Origin of the sequence: Marinicauda sp. Alg238-R41 (assembly GCF_947331485.1) — a bacterium.
Taxonomy (GTDB): Bacteria; Pseudomonadota; Alphaproteobacteria; order Caulobacterales; family Maricaulaceae; genus Marinicauda; species Marinicauda pacifica.
In genome coordinates, this window is record NZ_CAMZOJ010000002.1 from 278,595 (window position 1) to 291,183 (window position 12,589).

At 63.4% G+C, this 12,589-nt stretch carries 11 protein-coding genes and 1 other RNA gene; all 12 read left to right on the forward strand.

Translation table 11 applies throughout. From position 1 onward, the window contains the following. The first annotated feature begins 136 nt into the window (after positions 1 to 136). The 12 genes from PGP17_RS09820 to PGP17_RS09875 all read left to right on the forward strand — a co-directional run bounded on the left by PGP17_RS09820 (position 137) and on the right by PGP17_RS09875 (position 12,588). Entirely contained in the window at positions 137 to 1,048 is a 912-nt protein-coding gene (locus tag PGP17_RS09820) for a DMT family transporter (RefSeq protein WP_135944199.1), read from the forward strand. Further along, positions 1,045 to 1,776, forward strand: coding sequence for an N-acetylmuramoyl-L-alanine amidase (locus PGP17_RS09825; protein ID WP_270375192.1), 732 nt, complete (start codon positions 1,045 to 1,047; stop codon positions 1,774 to 1,776). The genes PGP17_RS09820 and PGP17_RS09825 overlap by 4 nt, the downstream gene beginning before the upstream one ends. Before the next feature lie 42 nt (positions 1,777 to 1,818). Next, positions 1,819 to 2,221, forward strand: an RNA gene (gene rnpB / locus PGP17_RS09830) — RNase P RNA component class A. Positions 2,222 to 2,439: 218 nt separating this feature from the next. Beyond that, positions 2,440 to 2,904 carry a division/cell wall cluster transcriptional repressor MraZ gene (locus tag PGP17_RS09835; protein ID WP_135944197.1) on the forward strand — a complete coding sequence of 155 codons (465 nt, stop codon included), beginning with the start codon at positions 2,440 to 2,442 and terminating at the stop codon, positions 2,902 to 2,904. Beyond that, positions 2,904 to 3,896: a 16S rRNA (cytosine(1402)-N(4))-methyltransferase RsmH gene (gene rsmH / locus PGP17_RS09840; RefSeq protein ID WP_270375193.1), complete on the forward strand. Its 993-nt coding sequence runs from the start codon at positions 2,904 to 2,906 to the stop codon at positions 3,894 to 3,896. The genes PGP17_RS09835 and rsmH overlap by 1 nt, the downstream gene beginning before the upstream one ends. Next, positions 3,896 to 4,255 carry a cell division protein FtsL gene (ftsL, locus tag PGP17_RS09845; protein WP_135944193.1) on the forward strand — a complete coding sequence of 120 codons (360 nt, stop codon included), beginning with the start codon at positions 3,896 to 3,898 and terminating at the stop codon, positions 4,253 to 4,255. Before rsmH ends, ftsL begins: the two co-directional genes overlap by 1 nt. Further along, positions 4,255 to 6,084: a peptidoglycan D,D-transpeptidase FtsI family protein gene (locus tag PGP17_RS09850; protein WP_270375194.1), complete on the forward strand. Its 1,830-nt coding sequence runs from the start codon at positions 4,255 to 4,257 to the stop codon at positions 6,082 to 6,084. The genes ftsL and PGP17_RS09850 overlap by 1 nt, the downstream gene beginning before the upstream one ends. Then, on the forward strand, positions 6,081 to 7,544 hold the full coding sequence (locus tag PGP17_RS09855; protein ID WP_270375195.1) for a UDP-N-acetylmuramoyl-L-alanyl-D-glutamate--2,6-diaminopimelate ligase: 1,464 nt from the start codon (positions 6,081 to 6,083) through the stop codon (positions 7,542 to 7,544). Before PGP17_RS09850 ends, PGP17_RS09855 begins: the two co-directional genes overlap by 4 nt. After that, on the forward strand, positions 7,541 to 8,950 hold the full coding sequence (locus PGP17_RS09860; RefSeq protein ID WP_270375196.1) for a UDP-N-acetylmuramoyl-tripeptide--D-alanyl-D-alanine ligase: 1,410 nt from the start codon (positions 7,541 to 7,543) through the stop codon (positions 8,948 to 8,950). Before PGP17_RS09855 ends, PGP17_RS09860 begins: the two co-directional genes overlap by 4 nt. An 8-nt stretch (positions 8,951 to 8,958) precedes the next feature. Beyond that, a complete protein-coding gene (gene mraY / locus PGP17_RS09865) occupies positions 8,959 to 10,059 on the forward strand; it encodes a phospho-N-acetylmuramoyl-pentapeptide-transferase (protein WP_135944185.1) in 1,101 nt (366 codons plus the stop codon). 4 nt (positions 10,060 to 10,063) lie between these two features. Then, a complete protein-coding gene (murD, locus tag PGP17_RS09870) occupies positions 10,064 to 11,473 on the forward strand; it encodes a UDP-N-acetylmuramoyl-L-alanine--D-glutamate ligase (protein ID WP_270375197.1) in 1,410 nt (469 codons plus the stop codon). After that, a complete protein-coding gene (locus tag PGP17_RS09875) occupies positions 11,470 to 12,588 on the forward strand; it encodes an FtsW/RodA/SpoVE family cell cycle protein (RefSeq protein WP_270375198.1) in 1,119 nt (372 codons plus the stop codon). Before murD ends, PGP17_RS09875 begins: the two co-directional genes overlap by 4 nt. Position 12,589: the final 1 nt, after the last annotated feature.

Genomic DNA, 12,589 nt, shown 5'->3' on the forward strand with positions numbered 1-12,589 from the left:
GCTTGGCCGCGATAGTAGTCGTAGTAGGAGGCGAGATCTGAGATTTGAGTCCTGGGGACAAAATTGCGGCACGGCGCAAGCCTGCTACCCATTTTTGCCGCTTGCACCCCTCCCGAGGCGGCGTTAACCCGGCACCATGAACGCACGTCACTTCGGTCTCCTGTTCCTGGTTTGCCTCGTCTGGGGGCTGAACTTCGTCGTCGCGAAATGGTCGCTGTCCGGCACGCCGCAAATCGTGCCCGGGTTCGAGGGGGCGCCGCCGCTCTTCTTTGCTTTCATGCGGTTTGCGCTGCTCTATGCCTTCCTCGGTCCCTGGCTCCTGCCGTTTCCCAAAAAAATGGGACCGGTCATCGCCGCTTCTCTGACCATGGGCGCGGCACAGTTCGCCTTCCTGTTTCTGGGGCTGAATTACGCTAGCCCGTCGGCCATCGCGATCGTCGTCCAGCTCGCCGTGCCCTTCACCACGATCCTGTCCATCCTGTTCTTGAAGGAGCGGGTGCGCTGGATCCGGGGCGGAGGCATGGCGCTCGCCTTTGCCGGAGCGAGTCTGGTCGTCATGAAGCCGGCCGAATTCAGCTTCACCGCCGGGCTTCTATTCGGTGTGTGTGCTGCCTTCATGGCCGCGGCTGGTTCGATCTTCGTCAAGCAGGTCGATCTCAAGCCCATTCCGCTGCAAGCCTGGATGGGTCTGATCTCTGCCCCGCCGCTTCTGATCGCGAGCCTGCTGTTCGAGCACGATCAGCTCGCCTCGACGGTATCGGGCGGCTGGGTGTTCATCGCGGCGCTCTTCTTTACGGTGTTGCTGGTCAATGTGTTCGGCCACGGCACCTTCTACTGGCTGCTGCGCCGTTATGATGCGTCCCTGATCGCGCCGCTGACGTTGATGGGGCCGCTCATCGGTGTCGTGTCCGGTGTCGTACTGCTAGGCGATCCGGTGACCTGGCAGCTGGTCCTGGGCGGCTCGCTCGCCATTGCCGGCGTGGCGACGGTCGCCGCGCGGCGCGCCAAAACCGTCCAGCCGGAAACCGTATTGCAGAAACCAAGATGACGTTCGAAGACGCGCCCTCTCCAAATCACGACGACCGCAACGACCAGATCTCGATGCTCGTGCTGCACTACACCGGCATGGAAACAGGAGCAGCCGCGCTCGAGCGTCTGCGCGATCCCGCCTCCAAGGTCAGCGCGCATTATCTGGTGTTCGAGGATGGTCGGGTGGTGAGGCTGGTGGAGGAAGAGCGCCGTGCCTGGCATGCAGGAGCCGGATCCTGGCGAGGAATTGACGACGTGAACTCCGCCTCCATCGGCATCGAGATCGTCAATGGCGGTCACGAATTTGGACTACCGGAGTTCCCGGCCGTCCAGATCGAGGCGGTCGTCCGGCTCTCACGCGACATCGTGGGACGTTATGGGATCGCTCCGCGCGATGTTGTGGGGCACAGCGATGTGGCTCCCGGCCGCAAGCAGGATCCCGGCGAGCGCTTCCCCTGGGCGCATCTCGCCGAACACGGTGTGGGCCTGTGGCCGGGCGAGGTCTCGCAGTCCCGCTCGGAGCATTTTCGCGTCGGCGCCTCGGGCGAACCCGTCGGGGACGTCCAGCGCACGCTCTCCGCGATTGGCTATGGGCTGGAGGTCGATAGCCATTTCGGTCTTGAAATGGAGGCTGTCGTCGTCGCGTTTCAGCGCCGTTTCCGGCCTGCCTCGATAGACGGGACCGTCGATGCCCAGACCGCGGCCCTGATCACGCATGTCGCTGAACTCTGCCGGTCTGCAGGGTGAGACGCTTGCCTCCAGCGGGGTGAAGCGCCTATCTACCGCGCGTCAGACGGCCGGGCGGCCGCTTCGGTCCAGTGGCGAAAGCCGGGCCGGAGAGGAAAGTCCGGGCTCCACGGAAGGAGGGCGCCGGGGAAAGCCCGGCGGGCCGGTTTGCCGGTCTAGGGATAGCGCCGCAGAAAACAAACCGCCGCGCCTGGCGCGGCAAGGGTGAAACGGTGCGGTAAGAGCGCACCGCCCCGACCGCAAGGAAGGGGGCACGGCAAGCCCCGCCCGGAGCAAGACCGAATAGGGATGGAAGTCCGGTTCGTCCGGACACGCGCCTTCCGAGCGCCATCCGGGTAGGTCGCTTCAGTCAGTGAGCAATCACTGGCGCAGATGAATGGTCGCCACCGGTTTTTCCCATGTGGAAAAACCGGCACAGAACCCGGCTTACAGGCCGTCTGACCCCACTATCGTTAGCGAAAAAGTTAATGCGAGCATTTGGACGCCTCAAATGTTCACATTATGTTCTTTTACGTTGCGCTGCAGCATCGGCCGTCTGTACTTATCCACATGCTCAAGAATGGGTATTAAGACCTGCTTTACAGATTGTTTCCCACGGCATCCCATGGTATCCCATAGTTAACCAGCCAGAGGGGGCTGCGTATCGATACGCTGGGAGCGGGGATGTTTCTCTACACGACCGAGAACGGGATTGACGCGAAGGGACGGGTTTCCGTTCCGGCGTCTTTCCGTGCGGCCGTGGCGCCCGACCCGCTCAACGGAATCTATGTATGGCGTTCATTTAACGGACCGTTTCTGGAAGGTTGCGGTCAGCGCCTGATGGACGAGTACGCCGATGCGCTGGACGAGATGGATCCGTACGACGACCGTCGCGTCGCGATCGAGCGAGTGATTTTCGGCGGGGCACGCGCGCTGACGTTTGATTCGACTGGCCGCATCTCACTGCCCAAGGAATTCGCGGATTATGCCGGGCTTGATGTGCGGGCCACTTTTGTCGGTTTGGGCAAGCGCTTCGAGATATGGAGTCCCGAAGCGATCGCTGAGCAGCACGGTCAGGATCTCGAGACCGCGCGTGAGAACAAGCATGCCCTGAAGCCCAGGCGCCGTGCAGCCGGGGAGGGTGCCTGATGGCGCACCGACCCGTCATGCTGGAGGAGGTCCTGCACGCGCTGGAACCGCGTGACGGTGGCCTGTATGTCGACGCGACCTTCGGAGCGGGCGGATACACGCGGGCCATCCTGGGATTTCATGGGACGCGGGTTCTCGGCATCGATCGCGACCCGACTGCGCGCCGCGCGGTCGAAGCTGTCAAAGGTGCCTACCCGAAGCGATTTGCGTTCGCCGAGGGGCCGTTCTCCCTGATGGAGGATGTGATCGAGCGAGCCGAGAGCTCGGGGGTCGACGGCGTCGTCCTCGACCTCGGTGTGTCATCCATGCAGATCGACGAAGCAGATCGCGGCTTTTCCTTCCAGCGAGAGGGGCCGCTGGACATGCGCATGTCGCGGTCAGGTCCCAGTGCGGCGGACGCGGTCAACAAGCTGGAGCTCGACGAGCTTACCGCAATCTTCCGGGTCTACGGCGAGGAGAAGAAGGCGCGCCGCGCGGCGCAGTTCATCGTGCGCGAGCGGGAAGCCGAGCCCATCACCACGACCTTGCGCCTCGCCGATATCGTCTCGCGCGCAGTGGGCGGCAAACCCGGCCGCATCCACCCGGCAACGCGGGTCTTTCAGGCGCTGCGCATCTTCGTCAATGACGAGTTGGGCGAACTGATGGCGGGCCTGGTGGCAGCCGAACAGATTCTCAAGCCGGCTGGCCGGCTCGTTATTGTTACCTTCCATTCACTGGAAGATCGCATGGTTAAGACGTTCTTTCGTGAACGTGCAGGTCTTCTGGGTCGCGGCTCGCGTCATGAGCCGGAAGCGCTGCCCGAGCACGAACCGAGCTTTACTCTGCTCACACGCAAGGCGGTTGAGCCGAGCGAGACCGAAGTCTCTGAAAACCCGCGCGCGCGCTCCGCCAAGTTGCGCGCGGGTGTTCGTAACGAAGCATCCGCCTGGCCGCGCGCCGAAAGCGCCTTTCGCGGCGTGCCGGCCTATAGCCGTCTCCTGGAGCTGGTCTGATGATGAAAGCACTCAATATTCTGATGCTAACCGTCGCAGCCGCGCTTCTGCTCGCGCTTTACATCGCCAAGACCGAGGCGGGCGAAGCTCAGGACCGGTTGGCGCATCTGCAGGCGGAACTGGCCGAGGAGCGGGGGCGGATCAATACACTCTCCGTCAACGTCGCCCACCTGGAAGATCCGGAACAGCTGCGGGCCCTGGCGCGTGCGTATCTAGGCTTTGAGCCGGTACGGCCCAATCAGGAAATCGAGCTTTCCGATCTTCCTCAGATCCAGACAGAAGAGGCAGCTCCGCAACTGACTGGCGCGCCGCGCGCATATCCCTCAATGGGGCTCCGCAGGACGGGCGGAGGCGGTTGATGGCACGCGGGCTCGGGCGCTTCTGGGGCAAGGTCAAGGTTCGAGAAACTCGCGAGGGGCGCACGCCGCCGCCTGTCTGTGAAGCCGCGCCTGCCGACGTTGCTCAGCTCTTGCGTCTCGAGGATGAAGCAGGGGCAGCGCTGTCCCTGTCGCGGACGCGCCTCATGGTCATGGGCCTGGGCGTCGGATTGTTCTTCGCCGTTCTGAGTGTCCGCGCGACCGGACTTGCCCTGTTTCCCGCGGACCCGGCCAGTGTGCCGCACAGCTATGCCGAAGCGCCGGTTCGCCGCGGAGAGATTACCGACCGCGACGGCGAGGTGCTTGCGACCAATCTCGATTTTCATTCCTTGTGGGCCGACCCGGCCATGGTTTGGGATGCGCAGGAAACCGCCGAGCAGCTGGCCACGGTCCTCACCGACCTTGATGTCGCTCGCACGGCGCGCATGCTCTCCTCCAACCGTCGGTTCGTGTGGGTGGCCCGTCAACTCACGCCGCGCCAGCGCCAGGCGATCCACCTTCTCGGTTTGCCTGGGCTCGATTTCAGGATCGAGGCCGGGCGCATCTATCCCAAAAAGCGCGCCGCCGCCCATGTCGTCGGCTATACCGATACCGATCTCAATGGCGTCTCAGGTGCGGAACTTGCCTTTGAATCAGAGCTGTCGTCCGGCGATGGCAGACCGGTCAGCCTGTCGATCGACCTGACTGCACAAAATGCGATCGAACGTGTCTTGCGGGCCAGGATGGCGGAGTTCAGTGCCGAGGGCGCGAGCGCCGTCCTCATGCGCGTCGGAACCGGCGAAATTCTGTCTCTCGTATCGTTGCCTGACTTCGATCCGAACCGTGCTTCGGATTCTGCGGGTGTGGACCGGTTCAACCGCGCGCTGACCGGAGTCTACGAATTGGGATCGGTGATGAAACCGCTGACCCTTGCCGCCGCTCTCGAAACCGGAGAGGTGCGCGTCGGAGACGTTTTCGATGCGACCCATCCGTTGCGCGTCGGGGGCTTCACGATCCATGACTTCCACCCCGAGCGCCGTCCGCTCACAGCCCGTGAAGCTATCGTGCACTCATCCAACATTGCGACCGCGCGAATGGCCGATACGATCGGAAGCGAGGAGATGCAGCGCTTCTTCAGCGATCTACGTCTGTTCGAGCGCGCGCCGGTGGAGCTTGCAGAAAGCGCAGAGCCGCTAATGCCCGCGAGGTGGGGGCGCACGGAGAACATGACGGCGTCGTTCGGCCACGGCTTCAATATTTCCCCAGTGACGCTCACGGCTGCCTACGCAGCGCTTGCGAATGGTGGCGTCTACGTACCACCGACCTTCCGGCCGGTCGCGCCCGGCGAAACGGTTGTCGGCGAACCGGTGATGAGTGCATCGACCGCAGCTCAGGTTCTGGGCGTGATGCGTCAGGTGGTTACCGAGGGTTCGGGCGGAGCGGCCAATGTTGAAGGGCTGGCGGTGGCAGGAAAGACCGGCACCGCCGAGCAGATCGTGGACGGGCGCTATAATCGCCGGGCGGTCTATAATTCCTTCATTTCCATCTTCCCGTTCGATGATCCGCAATACGTGCTGCTCGTCACGCTCTACCTGCCGCAGCCCACCGAGAATACGCACGGCTACCGGACCGCCGGCTGGAACGCGGCGCCGACCGCGGGCGAGGTGATCGGCCAGCTGGCGTCGATTCTGGGCGTCGCGCCGCGCGAGGCCGATCCCTCCGCGCAAGCAGACCTTGTCTCGGCCATGTTCCCGCCACGTGTGCGTGTCAGGCAGGGACCGGAAGAACCTCTCGATCTTGTATCCTTGTCAGAAGCGGAGCCTCAGCCATGAACGCGGCCCGGCCCTTGCGCGACATCTTGCCGGACGGCGTGACGCTGGACGCCACGCTACTGGATCTGCCTGTCGCCGGACTGGCGCTGGATAGCCGGTCGGTTCAGCCTGGCTTCGTGTTCGCCGCACTGCCGGGAGTGAAGGCTCATGGCCGTCAGTTCATTCCGATGGCCGAAGATAAAGGGGCGGCCGCCATTCTGGGGACGCCGGATACCGCGACGCGCAAGCCGCTGATCGCCGTTGAGGATCCGCGCGAGGCGCTCGCGCAGATGGCGTCGAAATTCTATCCGGGTCAGCCGGATACGGTCGCAGCAGTGACCGGGACCAACGGCAAGAGTTCCACGGTGGAGTTTCTGCGGCAGATCTGGAGTCGCGCCGGGTTTGAGGCCGCTGCACTGGGCACGTTGGGCGTGACCCTAGCCTCCGGACGCACCGAGTTTGGATACACGACTCCCGACGCCATCCGTCTGCATCAGGCGATCAGCGAGCTGAGGGTCAAGGGTGTCACGCATCTCGCGATGGAGGCCTCCAGTCACGGGCTGAAACAGCGCCGCATGGACGGAGTAACGGTGAGCCTGGCTGGCTTCACCAACCTCACGCAGGACCATCTCGATTATCACTCTGATTTTGAGGACTACTTCGCCTCCAAGATGCGGTTGTTCGACACGCTACTGCCCAAGGGTGGATCGGCGGTCGTGGACGTGGATACCCAGTGGGGGGCGCGGGTCGCAGCCCGGGCCGAAGAGTTGGGCCTTGAAGTGTTTACCGTGGGCTGGGCCGGACGCGACCTGCAGCTGAAAGAGATCACGCCTCATCCCGCCAGCCAGGATATCGAACTGGTCTATCAGGGCGAAGCCCACTCGATCACGCTACCGTTGATTGGTGAATTCCAGGCGGCAAACGCATTGATGGCGACCGGCCTGGCGATCCGCAGTGGTGTGGCTCCGGGCGCAGCGCTGGAGAGCCTGAAACACCTGACCGGAGTCCCCGGTCGGCTTGAGCAAGCAGGCAAGACCCGCCAGGGTTCGCCCGTTCTTATCGACTACGCCCACACGCCCGACGGCCTTGAGAAGCTCTTGCGTGCGGCGCGGCCGCACACCCAGGGGCGTATTGTTCTGGTTTTCGGAGCGGGCGGTGACCGCGATCCGACGAAGCGCGCGAAAATGGGCGAGGTGGCCCGGAAGCTGGCCGATCTTTCCATCGTGACCGACGACAACCCGCGTAGCGAAGATCCGGCGAAGATCCGCAAGGCGATCCTGGAAGCCTGCCCCGGCGCACGCGAGATTGGTGACCGGGGCGAGGCCATCTACACAGCAGTGTCCTTGCTGGACGCTGGGGACACGCTGTTGATTGCGGGCAAAGGTCATGAAACCGGTCAGACCGTCGGCGATGAGGTGATTGCGTTTGACGATGGCGAGACGGCGCGACAGGCACTGGCGCGCCGGGAGGGGGGCTCATGAGTGCACCGCTATGGACCGCAGAAGTTGCCGCAAATGTCACGGGCGGACACTTGGAAGGCGGCGAGTGGACAGCAACCGGCGTCTCCATAGACAGCCGGTCGCTGGACGCCGGAGATCTTTTCGTGGCGCTGACGGCGGAACGGGACGGACATCAGTTTGCCCCTGCTGCCATGAAGGCTGGCGCGGCGGCCGCTCTGGTATCCAGGGCCGATGCCTGCGAAGGCCCGCGCCTGGTCGTCGACGATGTGATGGAGGCGTTGAGCAAGCTGGCAATCGCAAGCCGGGACCGGTCGGACGCACGTCGCATCGCGGTGACCGGCTCGGTCGGCAAGACCAGCGTGAAGGAGTGGATCGCGGCCAGCCTGCGCGAGGCGGGCCAGGCCCATTGGAGCGTGAAGAGCTTCAATAATCACTGGGGCGTACCCCTGACGCTCGCACGCATGGCGCAGACTACAGAACACGCCGTGTTCGAGATGGGGATGAACCACGCCGGCGAGATACGCCCCCTGTCCCGCCTGGTTCAGCCCCATGTCGCGCTCATTACCAGGATCGCACCAGCCCACCTGGAGAATCTCGGGTCCATGGAGGCGATCGCCGACGCGAAGTCGGAGATATTCGAGGGGATGGCGCCAGACGCGGTCGCGGTCATTCCTTCCGACGACGCCTATTATGACCGGCTGGCCAGCAAGGTGATGAAGTCGCGCGCCGCCTTCCTGTTCGGGTTTGGTGCTGCGAGGGATGCTGCTGTCCGCCTTGAACGGTTCGACGATGCGCCCGACGGCGGGCGCGGCCGGTTGAACGTGCTTGGGCGGCTCGTGGATTTCAAGCTGGCAGCCAGCGGGGCGCATCAAGGCCTTAATGCTGCTGCGGTGATGGCCGCCTGTGTGGCAGCAGGCCTGGAAGCAGAACAGGTCGTGGCCGCCCTTGAGCGGCAGACCGCGGCAGCGGGGCGGGGCGCCAGCTTCACCCTGAGCCTTCCAGAAGGCGGCGAGGCTGTGATCGTGGATGACAGCTACAACGCCAACCCCGTCTCGATGACTGCCGCCCTGGCTTCGCTCTCCAAGCGCCAGCCTCGCGGGCAGGGGCGCCGTATTGCAGTTCTGGGCGAGATGCTGGAGCTTGGCCTGGACAGTGCGGCCATGCATGGCGCGCTCGCCGAGCCGGTGGTCCAGGCGGGCGTCTCGCGCGTGATCGCGGTGGGGCGGCTGATGCAGTCCCTGCTCGACGCACTGCCCAAATCGGTGACGGGGCAATCTGCACGATCGGCCGATTCAGCATTAGAGATCCTGATTGACGAACTCCACGACGGCGACGTGGTGCTGATCAAGGGCTCGAATGCATCGGGCGTCCACAAAATCGTCTCAAGCCTGCGTGAAGGTCGTCTGGCCGCGCGGTCGAACGCCTGAGGGTTGCCATGCTTTATCTGATTTTCTCGCAGCTTGCTGACCAGTTCCAGATCTTCAACGTTGTAAACTATCTGACTTTTCGAACCGGGGCGGCCTGGATCACGGCCTTTGTCGTGGCTCTTCTCATCGGCCCCGGTTTCATCCGCTGGTTGCGCTCCAAGGGCTCTCAGCCAATCCGCACCGACGGTCCGGAAAGCCATATCGTGGCCAAAGCGGGCACCCCGACGATGGGCGGCTTCATCATCCTCATCGGGATTCTTGTCGGGACTCTTTTGTGGGGCGACCTGACCAATCAATACCTCTGGGTCGTGATCTTCGTGACTGCCGGATTTGGCGCAATCGGCTTCATCGATGACTGGCGCAAGGTGACCAAAAAGACGAGCGAAGGTCTGCGAGGCAGCGGAAAGCTGGCGCTACAGGGGGTTATCGCGCTCGTCGCCGTATTCTGGATGACATCGTTGTTGAGCGAAGCGCCCGGCGTGCCGGAGGATTTTGCGACTTCTGTTGCCGTGCCCTTCTTCAAGGATCTTCTGATCCCGCTGGGGTACGGCTTCTTTATCTTCGGTCTGCTCGTGATCGTTGGCGCTTCGAATGCCGTCAATATCACGGACGGGTTGGACGGTCTGGCGATCGTTCCGGTGATGATTGCCGCCGGCTCTTTCGGCTTTATCGCCTATTTCGTCGGATCGGCGATCTACGCAGATTACCTGTTCTTGAACTTTACGCCGGGCACGGCGGAGCTGGCCGTCATCTGCGGCGCCATTCTCGGCGCAGGGCTGGGCTTTCTCTGGTTCAACGCACCACCGGCCATGGTCTTCATGGGCGACACCGGATCGCTGTCACTGGGGGGCGCCCTTGGAACCATCGCGGTTGCCGTCAAACACGAGATCGTGCTCGCGATCATCGGTGGCCTGTTCGTGCTCGAGGCCGTGTCAGTGATGGTCCAGATTGCGAGCTTCAAGCTGACCGGCAAACGCATTTTCAAGATGGCGCCAATTCACCACCATTTCGAGAAAATGGGCTGGGCCGAGCCCACAATCGTGATCCGCTTCTGGATCATCGCAGTGGTGCTGGCCCTGATCGGGCTGTCGACGCTGAAACTGAGGTAGCTGTATGATCCCCGTCACCGCGTACAAGGGCCGGAGCGTTGCCGTCTTCGGGCTGGGGCGCACCGGCATTGCCACCGCCAAGGCCCTGGCCGCGGGCGGGGCGAAGGTCGTGGCGTGGGACGACAACGAGGCCGCCCGCCAGGCGGCGCAGAAGGCCGGGCTCACGCTGGAAGACCTGAATCGCCGCGACTGGGGCGATATTGCTGCACTGGTCCTGTCGCCGGGCATACCGTTTCACTACCCCAAGCCGCATCGGATGGTTGAGCTTGCACAGGCTGTTGGTGCGCCGGTCATCGGGGATATTGAACTGTTTGCCGGTGAGATCGCGAACACTGAAGGTGTGCGCGTCGTGGGGATCACCGGCACGAACGGGAAATCGACGACCACGGCTCTGATCGGACATATGCTCAAGACGGCTGGGATGGACGTGCGTGTCGGCGGAAATATCGGCGAGGCCGTTCTCTCGCTGGCGCCCCCGAGGCCCGGAGCGATCTATGTGCTGGAGCTCTCGTCCTATCAGCTCGACCTGGTTGAACGGCTTCACTGCGATGTGGCGGTGTTTCTCAACCTCACCCCAGACCATATCGACCGGCACGGCACGATCGAGAACTATCTTGCGGCAAAGCGCCGGATTTTCGCCACGCAGGCAGACGGCGACAGCGCGATCATCGGCGTTGACGATGAAACAACCTCGCGAGTTTTCACCCAGATGCGCAGTGCCAACGAAGACTCGGTCATCCCGGTTTCCTCGCGGAAGGTCTTGTCCCAAGGTGTCTATGCCTTGGGCGGCACGGTGTATGACGCGCTCGACGGAAAGCCTCACGCGGCGGCCGATCTGAGGCGCGCTCTCGCTCTGCCAGGCCGGCACAACGCGCAGAACGCAGCCGCCGCCTACGCCGCTGTGCGCCGTCTCGGGCTCAGCCAGGAAGATGCGGCTGCCGGGCTGGAGAACTTCGCTGGACTGGCCCACCGCCAGGAGCGGGTCGGTCAGGTCGGACCAGTTGTCTTCGTCAACGATTCCAAGGCAACCAATGCCGACGCGGCAGCCCAGGCCCTCGGGTGTTACGAGAACATTTTCTGGATTGCGGGCGGCCAGGCCAAGGAAGGCGGCGTCAAAGGTCTTGCATCTTATTTCGACCGTCTGCGTAAAGCTTACCTGATCGGTCAGGATGCCGATCTGATCGCTCGCCAGCTTAAAGGCAAGGTCGAGACCGTAGCGTGTCCCTCACTGCATGCGGCAACGGCCCGCGCGGCCAAGGATGCGGTTGAAAGCGGGCTACCGGACCCGGTCGTGCTGCTCTCGCCTGCCTGTGCTTCTTTCGACCAGTTCCGCAGCTATGAACATCGCGGGGACACGTTCCGCATGGCGGTCACGGACCTGATCGCCAAAGCGCGTGCAGGAGATGCCGCATGATCGCCGCAAGCCGTTTACGTGCCGCTGCTTTGTGGCGGGGTCTCGACCGAACCTTGATCTTTATTGTGCTGTCATTGATCGGTGTCGGGCTGACGTTGTCGCTCGCGGCAGGACCGGCGGCGGCCGAGCGGCTGGCTCTGGACGACCCGTTCTACTTTCTGACGCGCCACGCGGCTTTTGCTGTCGCAGGCATCGTGCTTCTGATCGGGACGTCGGCCCTCTCGATTACCGGTGTTCGCCGGATTGCGGGGCTCGCCCTGATCGGCTCCCTCGGCCTGATGGCCCTGCTGCCGCTCATCGGCAACGAAATCAACGGCGCCATCCGCTGGATTCGTTTCGGCAGCTTCGGGCTGCAGCCGAGTGAATTCCTGAAACCGGCCTTCATCGTCATCATTGCCTGGCTCTTCGCTGAGGAAAGTCGCGGCGCACCGGTTCCCGGCCGTCTGATCGCCCTGCTGATCTATGCGGTGAGCGTGGGGCTGCTCATCATCCAGCCCGATTTCGGACAGACCATTCTGCTCAGCGTCATCTTCGGCGCCATGCTGTTCGCGGCCGGCTTGCCGTGGATATATACCGCCGGGCTAGGCGTGGCGGGCGGCGGCCTATTGACGATCGCGTACTTTAGCCTCGATCACGTTCAGGCGCGGATCGCCGCGTTCCTAGGACCCCAGGCGGAGTGGGCACAGACCGAGCGTGCCCGCCAGGCCTTTGCCGAAGGTGGCCTGTTCGGGGTCGGTCCGGGCGAAGGAGAGATCAAGCGTCTCCTGCCCGAAGCCAATACCGACTTCGTCTTCTCGGTCGCCGCAGAGGAATTCGGACTTCTCGCCTCGCTCGCCATCATTGGCCTGTTCGCGATCCTGTTCGCCCAAGCCTGGACGCGTGCCCTGAGACTGACCGATCATTTCGCGCAGCTGGCCACGGCCGGCCTTGCCCTGCTGTTCGGCTTTCAGGCGCTGATCAATATCGCGGTAAACCTGAATTTGATTCCACCCAAAGGCATGACCCTGCCCTTCATTTCCTATGGCGGGTCATCCATGCTGGCCCTGTGCTTTTCGGCCGGGCTGATGCTGGCGCTGACCCGTCACCGCCCCGGCGCTTACGAACATCGGAGCTGAC

Excerpts from the sequence above, each read along its gene's own strand:
- PGP17_RS09820 (WP_135944199.1), top strand. The coding sequence starts at position 137 with ATGAACGCACGTCACTTCGGTCTCCTGTTCCTGGTTTGCCTCGTCTGG.
- PGP17_RS09825 (WP_270375192.1), top strand. The coding sequence starts at position 1,045 with ATGACGTTCGAAGACGCGCCCTCTCCAAATCACGACGACCGCAACGAC.
- PGP17_RS09835 (WP_135944197.1), top strand. The coding sequence starts at position 2,440 with ATGTTTCTCTACACGACCGAGAACGGGATTGACGCGAAGGGACGGGTT.
- rsmH (WP_270375193.1), top strand. The coding sequence starts at position 2,904 with ATGGCGCACCGACCCGTCATGCTGGAGGAGGTCCTGCACGCGCTGGAA.
- ftsL (WP_135944193.1), top strand. The coding sequence starts at position 3,896 with ATGATGAAAGCACTCAATATTCTGATGCTAACCGTCGCAGCCGCGCTT.
- PGP17_RS09850 (WP_270375194.1), top strand. The coding sequence starts at position 4,255 with ATGGCACGCGGGCTCGGGCGCTTCTGGGGCAAGGTCAAGGTTCGAGAA.
- PGP17_RS09855 (WP_270375195.1), top strand. The coding sequence starts at position 6,081 with ATGAACGCGGCCCGGCCCTTGCGCGACATCTTGCCGGACGGCGTGACG.
- PGP17_RS09860 (WP_270375196.1), top strand. The coding sequence starts at position 7,541 with ATGAGTGCACCGCTATGGACCGCAGAAGTTGCCGCAAATGTCACGGGC.
- mraY (WP_135944185.1), top strand. The coding sequence starts at position 8,959 with ATGCTTTATCTGATTTTCTCGCAGCTTGCTGACCAGTTCCAGATCTTC.
- murD (WP_270375197.1), top strand. The coding sequence starts at position 10,064 with ATGATCCCCGTCACCGCGTACAAGGGCCGGAGCGTTGCCGTCTTCGGG.
- PGP17_RS09875 (WP_270375198.1), top strand. The coding sequence starts at position 11,470 with ATGATCGCCGCAAGCCGTTTACGTGCCGCTGCTTTGTGGCGGGGTCTC.